Here is a 14,376-nt window from a genome sequence, read left to right as displayed (position 1 = left end):
TATGCTGCTTTTAGTAGAAAGTTAGCATTGACACCCACCCTCTCTGGGTACACATTACTTGTAACAGAAACGTTAAGGACAGCTTTTTGGACGATATCTCCACGGGAGTCTTATTCTCCATCCTGATATTACTACTTCTCATTTCCGGATATTTTTCCGGTTCTGAAACCGGCATGATGGCACTCAATCGCTACAAACTGAGGCATCTTGCTAACCAGGGACACCGCGGGGCTAAACGAGTAGAAAAGCTGCTGTCCCGTCCCGATCGCCTGATCGGCCTGATCCTAATCGGCAACAACCTAGTCAACATCTTAGCTTCAGCCATCGCGACTATCTTAGGGATGCGCCTGTACGGCGACCTTGGTGTTGCGATTGCTACCGGTGCCTTGACGCTGGTCGTGCTGGTATTTGCCGAAGTCACCCCGAAAACGCTGGCGGCGCTGTACCCGGAAAAGGTGTCCTACGCCAGCAGTATCCTGCTTCAGTTACTGATGCGAATCCTGTATCCGCTGGTCTGGTTGGTTAACGGCATTACTAACGGTTTCCTTCGCCTGATGGGCCTTAAAGTCAGCAATATGGATGACTCCAAACTGAGCTCCGACGAACTGCGTACAGTGGTCAATGAAGCCGGCGGCCTTATCCCACGTCGCCACCAGGACATGCTGCTGTCTATTCTTGATCTGGAGAACGTCACAGTTGAAGACGTGATGATCCCGCGCAGTGACATCGCTGCTATCAACATCAACGATGACTGGAAATCAATAGTCAAACAGCTCAGTCATTCGGCACACGGTCGGATTGTCCTGTTCCGTGACAATATCGATGAAGTTGTCGGTATGCTGCGGGTACGTGAAGCCTACCGCCTAATGATGGACAAAAACGACTTCAGTAAAGAAAATCTGCTGCGCGCCGCTGATGAGGTTTACTTCATTCCAGAAGGCACACCACTGAATATCCAGTTACTGAAATTCCAGCGCAATAAGGAACGCATCGGCCTGATTGTCGATGAGTACGGTGATATCCAGGGCCTGATCACCCTGGAAGATATCCTGGAAGAGATTGTCGGTGAATTTACCACTTCAATGGCACCCACTCTGGCCGAGGAAATTACCCCGCAGGAAGACGGCAGCCTGATGATTGAGGGCAGTGCCAATATCCGCGACCTCAACAAGAGTCTGAACTGGAGTTTGCCGACTGACGGACCTCGTACCCTGAATGGCCTGATCCTGGAGCACCTGGAAGATATTCCGGACAGTCAGCTCAGTATTGAGGTCGGCGGCCATCAGATGGAGATCATCGAAGTCTCTGAGAATATGATTAAGCTGGTTAAAGTGCTGCCCGGTCAACTGCAAAAGACAGGCTGACTTATACCTTTGTCAGAATGAAAGAAGCCGGCAACTTGCCGGCTTCTTATTATTGATTTTGAACGCGCTTATTTAACTTTCAGCTCTTGTAACATGGATTCGGGCAACGCCAGCTCATCGTTCTTATTGACGTCGATCCCCTGATCCAACACCTTGCGGGCAATGTCTTTTGCTTCGTCAAGGGAATGCATACCGAAAGTACCGCACTGGTATTCGTTAAGTTCCGGAATCCTGTCCTGTGATTCCACTCTCAACACATCTTCCATCGCTTCTTTCCACCCCAGCGCCACTTGCTGCTCGCTAGGCGAACCAATCAGGCTCATGTAGAAACCGGTCCGGCAGCCCATCGGGGAGATATCGATGATCTCGACATTATCTGAGTTAAGGTGCTGGCGCATAAAGCCGGCATAGAGGTGTTCTAAGGTATGAATCCCACGCTCGCTGAGGATATCAATGTTCGGACGGCAAAAACGCAGATCGAACACTGTAATGGTATCCCCTTTCGGGGTCTGCATGGTTTTCGCTATCCGGACAGCCGGTGCATGCATCCGGGTGTGATCAACGGTAAAACTATCAAGTAATGGCATTGCTTCCTTCTCCTTTGCCTACGTAATCACGACAGATAACCATAGCCTAGATCAAAACGGCCACCAGCTGCGATTATCTTCCAATTCCTGCCGACACTGTTTTAGTTGCCAACCATATGCCTTCGCCTGCTTGTCTACCTTACGTGACACCGCAATCAGGGATGGCTTGGACTTGTAGGTACCACGCTTAAAGCCGCCCCGTCCCTCATGGTAAGCCAGGTACTGGTTGTAGGCATCCCATTTGGAAACGCCCAACTGGCGCTGAGTTTCAGAGGTATACCAACCGACAAACATCAGCGAATCGGCAAAATCAGTACGCGAGCCACCGTTACCAGTCGCCTTCTGGTAGTCGGCCCATGCCGGATCCTGAGCCTGGGCATAACCGTATGCACTGCTGACCCGTCCCCAGGGAATAAAGCCTAAAATATAGTCTTTCGGTGGCCGGGCATCATGGCGAAAGCTGCTTTCCTGTTTGATAAATGCCATCGCTACCTGTACCGGGGTCCCCCATTCGTCCTGCATATCCACGGCATACTCATACCAATCCGGTTTTTCACGGAAAATATTACAGAGGTTGGACTGATCTTTTGGGGGAGGTGTAGCACAGCCTGACAGGGTAATAACAAGGCCGGAGAAAAGGGCTTGGCGGATAATTGTTCGCATATATTCCCTCAAATTTGGAACCAAACCGAAAGCAGGTGGTCAGATTATATGATTGGCAGTAACACTGCCGTCATCCCTGCGAAATTGTTTTATGGGGCAGCAAGGTAGCTGCCCATTTTTTTACCTGAATTTTATTCAGCACTCAGGTTATTTCAGATCGGCAAAGTAGTCATCCAGAAATTGTTCGAATGACACCTCGTCACCCAACTCAATCTGCTGCTGCCTTTCTTTTGATGCTTCAGCTTCCTGTTCAAATTCCTGCTGAGAATAAAAAGTCAGCTGTCGCTGTTGGAAAGCATTGGCATGGGCATCAGCCAGAGAGCGTCCCACCTTACCGATACCTTGCTGCTGCTTGATTTCAGCCAGCAAACGTCCGGACAGCGTCAACGCAGGATCTTCAATCCAGTTTTTCAGACGGGAAAGCGTCTGCTGATAATTCTGGTTACCGGCAGCGGCATCCATTACTTCAGCTACCTGATCCAACTCAGCAAAGACACGCAAGCTCCAGTCGCGCACAGACAAACGTTCACCGCCGCAGCCGATCTTCAGTTGCAAATCCGGATTACGACCATCAAGAACCACACGGTTCCAGTTATCTCGCCAGCATTCCAGCTCAGCATCATCCATAGAAGCCGATGATGACAGAACGGCCCAGGTCAGGAACAGATCCAAGAAGCGAACCTGATCTTCATTAATCCCGATCGGACTGAACGGGTTGACGTCCAGCGAGCGAACTTCAATGTATTCCACGCCACCACGAGCCAGAGCTTCTGACGGCTTTTCACTGCCTTTAGCAACACGCTTAGGACGGATCGGTGCGTAAAGCTCATTTTCAATTTGCAGCACATTGTCATTCAGCTGACGGTACTGACCATCTACCTTGACGCCAATTTTGGCAAATTCTTCTGATGGAGTACGGATCGCCCTGCGCAGCCCGTCGAGGTACTGCTCCAGGCTGTTAAAGCCGATTTTCAGCGAACTTTGTTCGTGGTTGGTATAACCCAAATCACTCAGGCGTAAAGCCGTTGCATTCGGCAGATAGTAAGTACCGTTACCGACTTCCTCAAAATTCAGGGATGTATTGGTCTTATCAACAAAAGAGCTACATAGCGCCGGTGATGCACCAAACAGGTAAGGGATCAACCAGCCAAAGCGGTAGTAGTTACGTATCAGAGCAAAGTAGGCATCCGACACCGAGTCCTGACGAGCCAGCTCATTCTGCTCACCAAATAGCTGATCCCAGAAAGCATCCGGGAATGAGAAATTAAAGTGAACGCCGGAAATCACCTGCATCACACTGCCGTAACGATGTTTAAGACCTTCACGATACAGGGTTTTCATTCGACCGCTGTTAGACGAACCGTATTGAGCCAGGGTAATGTCATCTTCTCTGCCGACAAAACACGGCATCGACATCGGCCAGAGAGTTTCCTGATCCAGTTTGCTGTAAGTGAACTGATGAATATCACTGAGCTGCGACAACAAATGGTCTACGTTTTGAGATACCGGAGTAATAAACTCCAACAGCGACTCGGCAAAGTCGGTGGTTACCCATTTATTGGTCAGTGCCGAACCTAATCCAGCCGGATGAGGCTCTGCAGACAACTCTCCCTGAGGGGTAATACGTAGCGCTTCTCGCTCCAGGCCGCGCCCAATCTGAGTTAGTGCTTCAGGGTTGGCAGAAACCTGCTGCAACCTTTGTGAAAAATCCATCAAGGTGATTCTCAATCATTAACATCTAAGTGGGGTAGAGTAATCATTATTGTTTCTGATTACCATGATTATTACTGCGAAACAGTTTTACAGCCTGTAAACAATCTAGCCCAATTCAGAGGGATACAAGTAACAGACCGCTTCAATAAAACAGCCGGCATATTCGATGCCGGCTGTGACTTCATAATCCAAGTAGTTACTGCTGTAACTGCAGGGTTTTAATCGGAATTCCCAGGGTTTCAAACTGTGGAATTAAGGACTTGGCATCCCCCACCACAATGATCTGGTAATCTTCCGGATTGAACCACTTCGCCGCCAGCTCATTCAGGCGCTGCTTGCTGATTGATGCAACAATGTCGTTACGGGTCTCAACAAAATTTTCCGGCAACGAGTATGTCAGGATCTGTCCCAGCAACTGCGCTTTCTTACCCGGCGTTTCATAGTTAAGGGCATCTTTCTGACCAACAGCCAGGCGCATAAATTCGACTTCTTTATCAGTCACGCCTTCCGTGCTCATTTTCTCAAGCTCGGCCAGGAATTCTTTCACCGATGCCAGGCTGGCATCTGCCCTCACCTGTGCATAAAACACCGACTGACCAACTTCTTTACCACCCATCTGGTAGCCACCAGCACCATAGGTGTAACCTTTGTCTTCACGCAGGTTGAGGTTGATGCGGCTGTTAAAGTTACCGGCCAGGTTAAAGTTTGACAGCTGGGTTTCAAACAGTTCCCCGGTCGCATCATAAGGCAGCCCCTGACGAACCAGACGGATCATTGTCTGCGGAGCCCCCGGCTTATCGACCATCCATAGCGTTTGCTTAGGAAGCTCAGGCAATGATGGGGTGGTGTATTGCGGTTTTGGTGCCCCCTGCCATTTCGCCAGGAAGTCCAACTGCTCAGTCAGCTTGTCTGCTGTAATATCACCGACAACCACAATGTCCGCCCCGTTCGGCGTGTAGTAACGCTGGTAGAAAGCCTTCACATCACCAAGAGTGGTGTCATTCAGCGAGGCTGTTGTCCCTTCCGGAGGCAGGCTGAAAGACGTGCCGCCATACAGCACTTCTCTTGATGCCTGACTGGCTAGCCACCCCGGACGCTGGTGCTCGTAAATCACTCCTTCCAGCGCCTGCTTCTTGATGCGCTCAAAGTCGGCTTCAGTAAATGCCGGCGCAAACAAACGCTCTTCCAAAATAGCCAAGGTTTCAGTCAGGTTTTTCTCCAGCGTAGTCACAGAGACAACCGTACCATACAAGCCGGCATTAAAGCCGATCGAGCTACCCAGGCTATCGAGACGGGAAGCAATTTCTTCAGCAGAAGAGTTCTTGGTCGCCTCCATCATCATGGAGGCAGTCAGTTTCGCCAGCCCCATCTTTCCTTCAGGTTCAAAACGACGACCTGCCGGGATCAGCATTTGCAGCTCCACCGTTGGTGTCTCGCGGTACTTGGTACCCAACACCTTAATACCATTAGCCAATTCGAACTGATACAGCTCCGGCATTACCGCTTCTACCGGATTTGACGGCTCCGGCATCACCGAGCGATCAAAGTTATCAACCGGCTCACGCAACAGAAGCTGATCGTCAGCCACTTTCTGGTGCTCAGGTATGATCCGCTCCGGTGACGTAAAGTTTGGTTTTGCCGCCTGCAGGGAGGTCTTGCCTTTCGGAACCACACTTAGCGTGACACTCGGATTACCGTTGATATAGTGCATGTAAGCTTGTTCCATGCTCTCCGGTGTTACCGAACGCAGGTTTTTCAGCTCGACTCCCAAGTACCCAGGGTCATCAAAAAACGTTTCATAAGCAGCCAGCTGTGACACCTTGCCGCTGACGCTCTGCAGGCCAAAAATAGCTCCGGCTTCAACCGTCCCCTTCAGCTCATTAAGCTCCTTGGTGCTTACACCGCGCTGCTCCAGTCCATCCAGAACATTTTTCACTTTGCTGCGTAGTGTCTTCAGGTTGCCTTTATCGCCACTTTGTCCCATCACATACACATACATGGTACAAGCCAGCTCAGCACAGTCATGGAAAGCACCAGCATCTACTACATCACCTGTTTTGACCAGATTCTGATACATCAGGCTGTTCTTACCGCCACCAATCACGCGCGCCAGCATATCCAGCGACGCTTCATCTTCGGCACCGTTGTACGATGTCGGCCAGGCCATCAGCAGCATCGGCAACTGGATCTTATCTTCCAAGGTCAGGTAACGATCGGCATCTAGGGTCACCGGTTTCTTAGCCGGTTTCGCCACTTCCGGACCTCGCGGAATTGAGCCGAAATACTTGTTCACCCAGGCTAAGGTCTGCTCAGCATCAATATCACCGCCGATAGTCAGGGTGGCATTGTTAGGGCCGTACCAACGCAGGAAGAAAGCCTTCAAATCGTTGACATCGACACGATCCAAATCTTCGACATAACCTATAGTCTGCCACGAATACGGGTGAGTCGGCGGAAACAGGGCTTCGCCCATACGCTCATATACCAAACCATACGGACGGTTTTCGTAACGCTGTGCACGCTCGTTCTTCACCGTTGAGCGTTGAATTTCAAATTTGCGCTGCGACACGGCTCCAAGCAGGAAGCCCATTCGGTCCGATTCCAGCCACAGCATCTTTTCCAACTGATTGGCTGGTACCGTCTCAAAGTAGTTAGTACGGTCGCGGTTAGTGGTTCCGTTCAGGGTACCGCCCGCTTCAGTGATCAGGCGGAAATGCTCCTGATCACCGACATTCTCCGAGCCCTGGAACATCATATGTTCAAAGAAGTGAGCAAAGCCGGATTTACCCAGCTCTTCACGGGCGGAGCCAACATGATAGGTCACATCGACATGCACCAGAGGATCCGAATTATCCTCATGCAACACCACCGTCAGTCCATTTGACAAGGTATATTTTGAATACGGAATGACAGGGACATCCGAATTTTGTTTTGTCACCTGTTCAACAAATGTTACCCCTTCAGGTAACTTAGGCGCATTGGTCTCTTTCGTATCCGAAACAAGGCTGCCACACCCTGCCAACGAAAAGAGTGCCACCCCTAGAATCCACTTTTGCACGTAAGCATTCCTTATAAAAAACCTTGTACGATCAATGCCAGCACACTGTAGCGTGCGGCCTTACCCGCCATGATGATGAAAAAACTCAGCCAGTGATGCATACGCAACCACCCAGCCGCCAGACACAAAGGATCACCGATAACGGGTAACCAGCTGAAAAACAATGAAACAAAACCGTATTTTTTCAGCCATTGCAAAGCTTTATGACCATGCTTTTCATCAGAAGTTTTATCGGGCAACAATCTTCCAAGCCAGTAATTGGTCATCCCGCCTAATGTATTGCCCAACGTCGCGACTAACACCACCATCCAAACCAGGTTGTCACCCAACTTGAGGGTCGCAATTAAATTTGCCTCTGAGCCCCCGGGCAGGAGGGTGGCACTCAGAAAACCAGTGGTAAACAACATCCATAATGCTGATTCACCGTTAAATAACTCTAGCATTCAAACAACTTGTCATTATTAATGAAACCGTAGCACCCATCAGGTATACAGCATCAAATATCAACAGCCAGTACCACTTTACCGCGGGTATGTCCGGACTCGATCTGTCGATGAGCCTCAGCCCCGTCGCTAAGCCCATATTGAGCCGCGATATAAAGCTGTAGCGTACCGACTTCCAGCATTGCCATCATGGCATCATTCTGCTCAACCGATGGAGTCACCAGCATCCCTTCCGCTTCCAGACCTAGTTCACGGGCCCGCTCACAAACGGCCTCTGCGGTGATAGTCGGGACAGTAACTACCCGGCCGCCCTCACGAACACAATCAAGGGCAGCGATACCGGTATCACCGCCCATCAGGTCAATCAGCACATCGACCTTTCCAGTCTGCTCAGCCAGCGGAGCAAGACGGTAATCCAGTGCAATCGCACCGAGCTTTGAAACAAAATCGACATTATCCGCCGAGCAGCTGGCCAGCACACTGGCACCACGGGCAACCGCAAGTTGAATCGCGATATGACCGACACCACCAGCTCCGGCCAGAATTAAGACCTGATCACCGTCAGAAACTTTCGCTTTATCCAGTGCCTGCCACGCTGTCTGCCCCGCCAGCGGCAGGGCAGCCGCTTCAATAAGAGATACATTATCAGGCTCGACACGACTTAAGGCTCCGGCATCCACCAGAATGAATTCACTGTAACCACCACCCTGTAAAGGGAAACCGACAAAACCGGAGACCAAATCTCCCGGGCTGACTGAAGTTACTTCCGTCCCCCGTGCCACCACCTCACCGGAAATATCATAACCCGGCACCCAAGGCAGCTTATCCTGGTTTTGCTGAGCAGCCCAGCCTAACCCGGCCCGGGTCTTGGCATCGATAGGATTAACGCCGGCATAGGCAACTTTGACCAACACTTGGTTGGCTGACGGCTGTGGAATTTCAACAGTTTGCATCGCCAATACTGACGGCTCACCAAACTGGGGGATGGCCAGTTGCTTACACTCGTTCATGTCCTGTTCCTTAATCTGTCTCAACTTGTCGACCATACTACCTGATACTCAAGAGCAGAGTAACCGCTCCGCATTAACCGTCACAATTGGTGGCACTGATCTCTAAAAAGTCTCTTAAACAATTTCAAAAAGTGTCATGCGACGACAAAAAAGACGGGCAGCCAATGGCTGCCCGTCCCGCTGTTAACTCATAACCTTAACCGACCAGTGCCAGCAGGATACCCGCCGCCACGGCTGAACCAAGTACTCCGGCCACATTCGGCCCCATCGCATGCATCAAAAGGAAGTTATGCGGGTTAGCTTCAAGGCCAACCTTATTAACCACCCTCGCCGCCATGGGTACAGCCGAAACACCGGCTGCACCGATCAACGGATTAATATCCTCTTTACTGAAACGGTTGAGCATCTTCGCCATGAGTACGCCACCTCCGGTCCCGACACTAAATGCCACGGCCCCCAGAACCAGAATCCCCAGTGTCTCAAACTGCAGGAACTTATCAGCTTCCAGCTTAGAACCCACCCCAAGGCCGAGCATGATGGTCACAATATTGATCAGCTCATTCTGAACGGTATTGGAAAGGCGATCCACCACACCGGACTCTCGCATCAGATTACCAAGGCAGAACATCCCGACCAGCGGTGTCGCCGATGGCAGAAACAGAATCGTCATCAACAGCACCGCCAACGGAAACAGGACCTTTTCTGCCTTGCTGACATGGCGCAACTGCTGCATCTGAATCGTCCGTTCCTCGGCTGTCGTCAGCGCTTTCATGATCGGCGGCTGGATAATCGGTACCAAAGCCATATAGCTATAAGCGGCAACCGCAATTGCACCCAGCAGATCCGGTGACAAGCGACTTGCCAGGAAGATAGCGGTCGGACCATCAGCACCACCGATGATGGCAATAGACGATGCATCTGCCAGGGTAAAGTCGATGCCCGGCACCAGGTTCAGCAAGATAGCCCCGAACAAAGTGAAGAAGATCCCGAACTGAGCCGCGGCCCCCAACAGTAATGTCTTGGGGTTAGCAATCAGGGCACCGAAATCGGTCATAGCCCCGACTCCCATAAAGATCAGCAGCGGAAAGACCCCGGTTTCAATACCAACATGGTAAATATAAAAAAGCAGCCCGCCCGGCTCAGTAAATCCGGCATTGGGAATATTAGCCAGAATGGCGCCGAACCCCATCGGCAACAGCAGTAAAGGCTCAAATCCCTTATGGATCGCCAGAAATAACAGACCGGCACCCACCAGGATCATAACCAACTGACCGAACTCAAAGTTCGCGATCCCGGTATCCAGCCAGAGTTTTAATAAACCGTCCATGGAACATCTTCCTTATGCCAGGCTCAGGATCGGCGATCCTACAACCACTGTATCACCTTCCTTGACATGCAATTCCTGCACGACACCACCACGAGACGCTCTGACTTCGGTCTCCATCTTCATCGCTTCAAGCACAACCAGTACTTCCCCTTCCGCAACTACATTGCCAGGCTGGACATTGACCCTGAAGATATTTCCGGCCAACGGCGAAGAAATCCGCTCCACTTCTCCGGACGATTCAGGCACCGGCGCTGCAGCCGGAGAGCTGGCTTTAGGCGTTGCCGGTGTAACCGAAGACAACTCACCGGCCGGGCCAACTTCCACGTCATAAACCTGACCGTTCACTTTCACGCTATAAGCTTCAACGCCACCTGCTGCTGTAGCCGCCACAGCGGGAGCCGCTTCAGGCTCTGAACCGGGAACTGGCTCAAAGGCATCTGGGTTGTTACGATTTTTAAGGAAATTCAGGCCAACCTGAGGAAAAAGCGCATATGTCAGAACATCATCAACCCGCTCATCAGCCAGAGTAATGCCATCTGCTTTAGCCTTTTCCTCCAGATCTGTTGTCAGTTTGCCGAGTTCATCCTCAAGCAAATCAGCCGGGCGACAGGTCACAGGCTCGGCACCGTCGAGTACCCGGGCTTGTAATTCGGCACTGACCGGTGCCGGAGCCTGACCATACTCCCCTTTCAACACCCCGGCAGTTTCCTTACTGATACTTTTATAACGCTCTCCGGTTAGCACATTTAATACCGCCTGAGTACCAACAATCTGAGAAGTCGGGGTCACCAACGGAATAAAACCGAGATCTTCACGCACCCGAGGGATCTCCTCCAGTACTTCATCAAAACGATCCGCCGCGCCCTGCTCTTTGAGCTGACTTTCCATATTCGTCAGCATCCCGCCCGGCACCTGGGCCAGCAAAATGCGGGCATCCACCCCTTTGAGGCTGCCTTCAAATTTAGCGTATTTCTTCCGGACATCACGGAAATAAGCGGCGATCGGTTCCAGTTGCTGCAGGTTCAGTCCGGTATCACGCTCCGTGCCCTCCAGCATAGCAACCACGGTTTCAGTCGGGGTATGACCGTAAGTCTGGCTCATTGATGAAATGGCGGTATCGAGAATATCCAGTCCGGCTTCAACAGCTTTAACCGCAGTTGCGGTAGACAGGCCAGTAGTCGCATGGCAGTGCAGTGCCAAAGGTACATCACAGGATGCCTTGATCCGCTTCACCAGCTCTTCCGCTTCATAGGGCTTGAGCAAACCAGACATATCTTTAATACAAATAGAATGACAGCCGAGATCTTCAAGCCGCTTGGCTAAGTCGGTCCAGGTATCGAGGGTATGCACAGGACTGGTGGTATAAGAGATTGTGCCCTGAGCGTGGGCGCCGACATCAATGGTTGCCTTCACGGCCTTTTCAAAGTTCCGGACATCGTTCATCGCATCAAAGATGCGGAACACATCCATTCCATTGGCGTGAGCACGCTCGACAAATTTTTCGACCACATCATCGGCGTAATGACGATAGCCCAACAGGTTCTGCCCCCGAAGCAACATCTGCATCGGCGTTTTCGGCATCGCTTTTTTCAGCTCCCGGAGACGCTCCCACGGATCTTCGCCCAAATAGCGGATACAAGCATCAAACGTAGCGCCGCCCCAGGTCTCAAGTGACCAATAACCAATATTATCCAGCTGCTCGGCGATCGGCAGCATATCTTCAATGCGTAAACGGGTCGCAAAGAGAGACTGATGGGCATCGCGTAATACAACATCAGTAATAGCTAGAGACTTGGACATACTCACAAACTCCTTTTAGTTAATGTCCTGAAAACAACAAATCGTCAGGCTTTACGCTGGCGGTACTGCTGTACTGCCGCACTGATTGCCGCAATGACTTCAGGCTGCACCCCACTATGATCAGGGGCAACTGTTGAAGATAGCCGGGGATGAAAATCCGGTTCAGGCTCTTTCGGTGAAACTTTAGCCAACAGTTGGACTAAAAAGATCAGGGTGCTGAGAAACACAAAGACCACGACCATACCGGTAACCATGATTGTCGCTGCTTCCCACAGCAAACTGCCTAAATCTGCCATGATTGATTCCTTTCATTACTATTGTGACTGGCGAGTTAACAGTTAACACAGCGAATAAAACTGCATTACATTTGTTAACCTCTCGTCAAAATACCAGCTAACGCGCCTAACTTTTCACCAATTCCGAGTAAAAATGTGAACTGAAGCCGGAAAATTTCACAACTAACTGATCAGGCATTAATGCAACCGGGTTAATTGCAATGCGAAATATTCACCATCACAGCCAGGCAGCTATCACTGTAGATCGACGAGATCAGCAACATCAGCCATGAGAAAGGATAAGTTTAGTCTGGGGAAAATGGCTTCTCAGCAACAAGACAAAATTGAAATAGACAAGATAACTAGCAGGCAGGATATAAACGGCAGAAACGAAAAAAGCCCAGCCGAAGCTGAGCTTTTAAATAATGGCGCGTCCGGGAGGATTCGAACCTCCGACCGCCTGGTTCGTAGCCAGGTACTCTATCCAGCTGAGCTACGGACGCGCAGGCTGTATTTCAATAAACCAGTAATATTCTGAATTATCAAAACACTTAAAGAATGGCGCGCTCGGGAGGATTCGAACCTCCGACCGCCTGGTTCGTAGCCAGGTACTCTATCCAGCTGAGCTACGAGCGCGCAGAAATCTTTTTGTGTGACAACGTATTGTATCCAATACCATGTCTTAAATAATGGCGCGTCCGGGAGGATTCGAACCTCCGACCGCCTGGTTCGTAGCCAGGTACTCTATCCAGCTGAGCTACGGACGCGCAGGCTTTCTTACTGCATCCCTGAATTTCAGGAACGAGAAAGAATGGCGGTGAAGGAGGGATTCGAACCCTCGATACGGCTACAAACCGTATACTCCCTTAGCAGGGGAGCGCCTTCAGCCTCTCGGCCACCTCACCACGCAAATTAATGGCGCGCTCGGGAGGATTCGAACCTCCGACCGCCTGGTTCGTAGCCAGGTACTCTATCCAGCTGAGCTACGAGCGCACACTTAATTCGGTTGTATTACACCGTATCTATTCAGATACCATGTATTTAAATAATGGCGCGTCCGGGAGGATTCGAACCTCCGACCGCCTGGTTCGTAGCCAGGTACTCTATCCAGCTGAGCTACGGACGCGCAGGCTTTCTTACTGCATCCCTGAATTTCAGGAACGAGAAAGAATGGCGGTGAAGGAGGGATTCGAACCCTCGATACGGCTACAAACCGTATACTCCCTTAGCAGGGGAGCGCCTTCAGCCTCTCGGCCACCTCACCACACAAATTAATGGCGCGCTCGGGAGGATTCGAACCTCCGACCGCCTGGTTCGTAGCCAGGTACTCTATCCAGCTGAGCTACGAGCGCACACTAATATTTTTTAGCAACACCGCCGATAAAAGGCCATGTTGTGAAATGATGGCGCGTCCGGGAGGATTCGAACCTCCGACCGCCTGGTTCGTAGCCAGGTACTCTATCCAGCTGAGCTACGGACGCGCTGATATCATTGCAAGAAATGGCGGTGAAGGAGGGATTCGAACCCTCGATACGGCTACAAACCGTATACTCCCTTAGCAGGGGAGCGCCTTCAGCCTCTCGGCCACCTCACCGTCTTGCGGGGGCTCATATTACTGCCAGCCAAAAATAAGTCAAACACTTTATCATGAAAAAACGACATTCGCCGCGCGTATGCGCACTTAATAGCCAACAAGGTAATTAATCCGACGCAATAGTCGTTCTATCTTACTTATTTTTAAGAAAATGACGTAAAAGAGCATTATTCCAAACTGGATAAGAATCTAACCTATCAGCAAGAAATATTCAGTTTGGTATTGTTTGTGCCACAGAATTTCAGGGCACAAAAAAGGTCAGCAAAAACGGCCGACCTTCTTCGAATTAGTAGTTACCAGAACCTTGAGTACCGGTTTCTTTTTCCGCTTGAATGCGCATGTAAATTTCTTCACGGTGTACAGATACTTCTTTTGGCGCGTTCACACCAATGCGAACCTGGTTACCTTTAACGCCCAGAACAGTCACGGTTACTTCATCACCGATCATTAGCGTTTCACCTACGCGACGTGTCAAAATTAGCATTTGGGTGCTCCTTGAGTAATCTCAGCTTTATAAGAGTTTAACGTTCATTATCCAAAAA

11 protein-coding genes and 10 tRNA genes are annotated in these 14,376 nt (G+C 50.6%); 1 reads left to right on the top strand and 20 read right to left on the bottom strand.

What is annotated here, in order from left to right; genetic code table 11:
- The first annotated feature begins 86 nt into the window (after nucleotides 1-86).
- Nucleotides 87-1,364 (top strand): HlyC/CorC family transporter, encoded by a 1,278-nt coding sequence (locus C942_RS13000; protein WP_007466413.1) that lies wholly within the window; start codon nucleotides 87-89, stop codon nucleotides 1,362-1,364.
- Nucleotides 1,365-1,432: 68 nt separating this feature from the next.
- Here the strand turns inward: C942_RS13000 and luxS are convergent, their stop codons facing one another.
- The 20 genes from luxS to csrA form a co-directional block, all read right to left on the bottom strand.
- Nucleotides 1,433-1,951 carry an S-ribosylhomocysteine lyase gene (gene luxS / locus C942_RS12995; protein WP_007466412.1) on the bottom strand — a complete coding sequence of 173 codons (519 nt, stop codon included), beginning with the start codon at nucleotides 1,949-1,951 and terminating at the stop codon, nucleotides 1,433-1,435.
- 51 nt (nucleotides 1,952-2,002) lie between these two features.
- Nucleotides 2,003-2,614 (bottom strand): transglycosylase SLT domain-containing protein, encoded by a 612-nt coding sequence (locus tag C942_RS12990; RefSeq protein ID WP_007466411.1) that lies wholly within the window; start codon nucleotides 2,612-2,614, stop codon nucleotides 2,003-2,005.
- Between the two features lie 147 nt (nucleotides 2,615-2,761).
- Nucleotides 2,762-4,330, bottom strand: a complete 1,569-nt coding sequence (gene gshA, locus C942_RS12985) for a glutamate--cysteine ligase (RefSeq protein WP_198287492.1) — start codon at nucleotides 4,328-4,330, stop codon at nucleotides 2,762-2,764.
- Between the two features lie 193 nt (nucleotides 4,331-4,523).
- A complete protein-coding gene (locus C942_RS12980; protein ID WP_007466409.1) occupies nucleotides 4,524-7,385 on the bottom strand; it encodes a M16 family metallopeptidase in 2,862 nt (953 codons plus the stop codon).
- Nucleotides 7,386-7,396: 11 nt separating this feature from the next.
- The gene (locus tag C942_RS12975; RefSeq protein ID WP_007466408.1) at nucleotides 7,397-7,828 is read right to left on the bottom strand and encodes a YqaA family protein; all 432 of its coding nucleotides are present in this window, start codon (nucleotides 7,826-7,828) and stop codon (nucleotides 7,397-7,399) included.
- Nucleotides 7,829-7,881: 53 nt separating this feature from the next.
- Nucleotides 7,882-8,838 (bottom strand): NADP-dependent oxidoreductase, encoded by a 957-nt coding sequence (locus C942_RS12970; protein ID WP_007466407.1) that lies wholly within the window; start codon nucleotides 8,836-8,838, stop codon nucleotides 7,882-7,884.
- Nucleotides 8,839-9,034: 196 nt separating this feature from the next.
- Nucleotides 9,035-10,165, bottom strand: a complete 1,131-nt coding sequence (locus tag C942_RS12965; protein ID WP_007466406.1) for a sodium ion-translocating decarboxylase subunit beta — start codon at nucleotides 10,163-10,165, stop codon at nucleotides 9,035-9,037.
- A gap of 12 nt (nucleotides 10,166-10,177) precedes the next feature.
- Complete coding sequence (oadA, locus tag C942_RS12960; protein ID WP_007466405.1) at nucleotides 10,178-11,965, bottom strand: sodium-extruding oxaloacetate decarboxylase subunit alpha; 1,788 nt, start codon at nucleotides 11,963-11,965, stop codon at nucleotides 10,178-10,180.
- A gap of 44 nt (nucleotides 11,966-12,009) precedes the next feature.
- Nucleotides 12,010-12,261 carry an oxaloacetate decarboxylase subunit gamma gene (locus tag C942_RS12955; protein WP_007466404.1) on the bottom strand — a complete coding sequence of 84 codons (252 nt, stop codon included), beginning with the start codon at nucleotides 12,259-12,261 and terminating at the stop codon, nucleotides 12,010-12,012.
- Between the two features lie 405 nt (nucleotides 12,262-12,666).
- Nucleotides 12,667-12,743, bottom strand: a tRNA-Arg gene (locus C942_RS12950).
- A 56-nt stretch (nucleotides 12,744-12,799) separates the two neighbouring features.
- Nucleotides 12,800-12,876 (bottom strand) — tRNA-Arg (locus C942_RS12945).
- Between the two features lie 54 nt (nucleotides 12,877-12,930).
- A tRNA-Arg gene (locus C942_RS12940) sits at nucleotides 12,931-13,007 on the bottom strand.
- Between the two features lie 45 nt (nucleotides 13,008-13,052).
- Nucleotides 13,053-13,145: transfer RNA gene (locus C942_RS12935), tRNA-Ser, on the bottom strand.
- An 11-nt stretch (nucleotides 13,146-13,156) separates the two neighbouring features.
- Nucleotides 13,157-13,233 (bottom strand) — tRNA-Arg (locus C942_RS12930).
- A 56-nt stretch (nucleotides 13,234-13,289) separates the two neighbouring features.
- A tRNA-Arg gene (locus C942_RS12925) sits at nucleotides 13,290-13,366 on the bottom strand.
- A 45-nt stretch (nucleotides 13,367-13,411) separates the two neighbouring features.
- Nucleotides 13,412-13,504 (bottom strand) — tRNA-Ser (locus C942_RS12920).
- Nucleotides 13,505-13,515: 11 nt separating this feature from the next.
- Nucleotides 13,516-13,592 (bottom strand) — tRNA-Arg (locus tag C942_RS12915).
- A gap of 52 nt (nucleotides 13,593-13,644) precedes the next feature.
- Nucleotides 13,645-13,721: transfer RNA gene (locus C942_RS12910), tRNA-Arg, on the bottom strand.
- Between the two features lie 20 nt (nucleotides 13,722-13,741).
- A tRNA-Ser gene (locus tag C942_RS12905) sits at nucleotides 13,742-13,834 on the bottom strand.
- Nucleotides 13,835-14,120: 286 nt separating this feature from the next.
- Nucleotides 14,121-14,318: a carbon storage regulator CsrA gene (csrA, locus tag C942_RS12900; protein ID WP_036800069.1), complete on the bottom strand. Its 198-nt coding sequence runs from the start codon at nucleotides 14,316-14,318 to the stop codon at nucleotides 14,121-14,123.
- Between the last annotated feature and the right edge of the window lie 58 nt (nucleotides 14,319-14,376).

The sequence above is a fragment of the Photobacterium marinum genome, from assembly GCF_000331515.1.
In the GTDB taxonomy this organism is placed as follows: Bacteria; Pseudomonadota; Gammaproteobacteria; order Enterobacterales; family Vibrionaceae; genus Photobacterium; species Photobacterium marinum.
The sequence above is the reverse complement of the archived record's forward strand: the minus strand, read 5'-3'. Positions and strand labels throughout refer to the sequence as shown.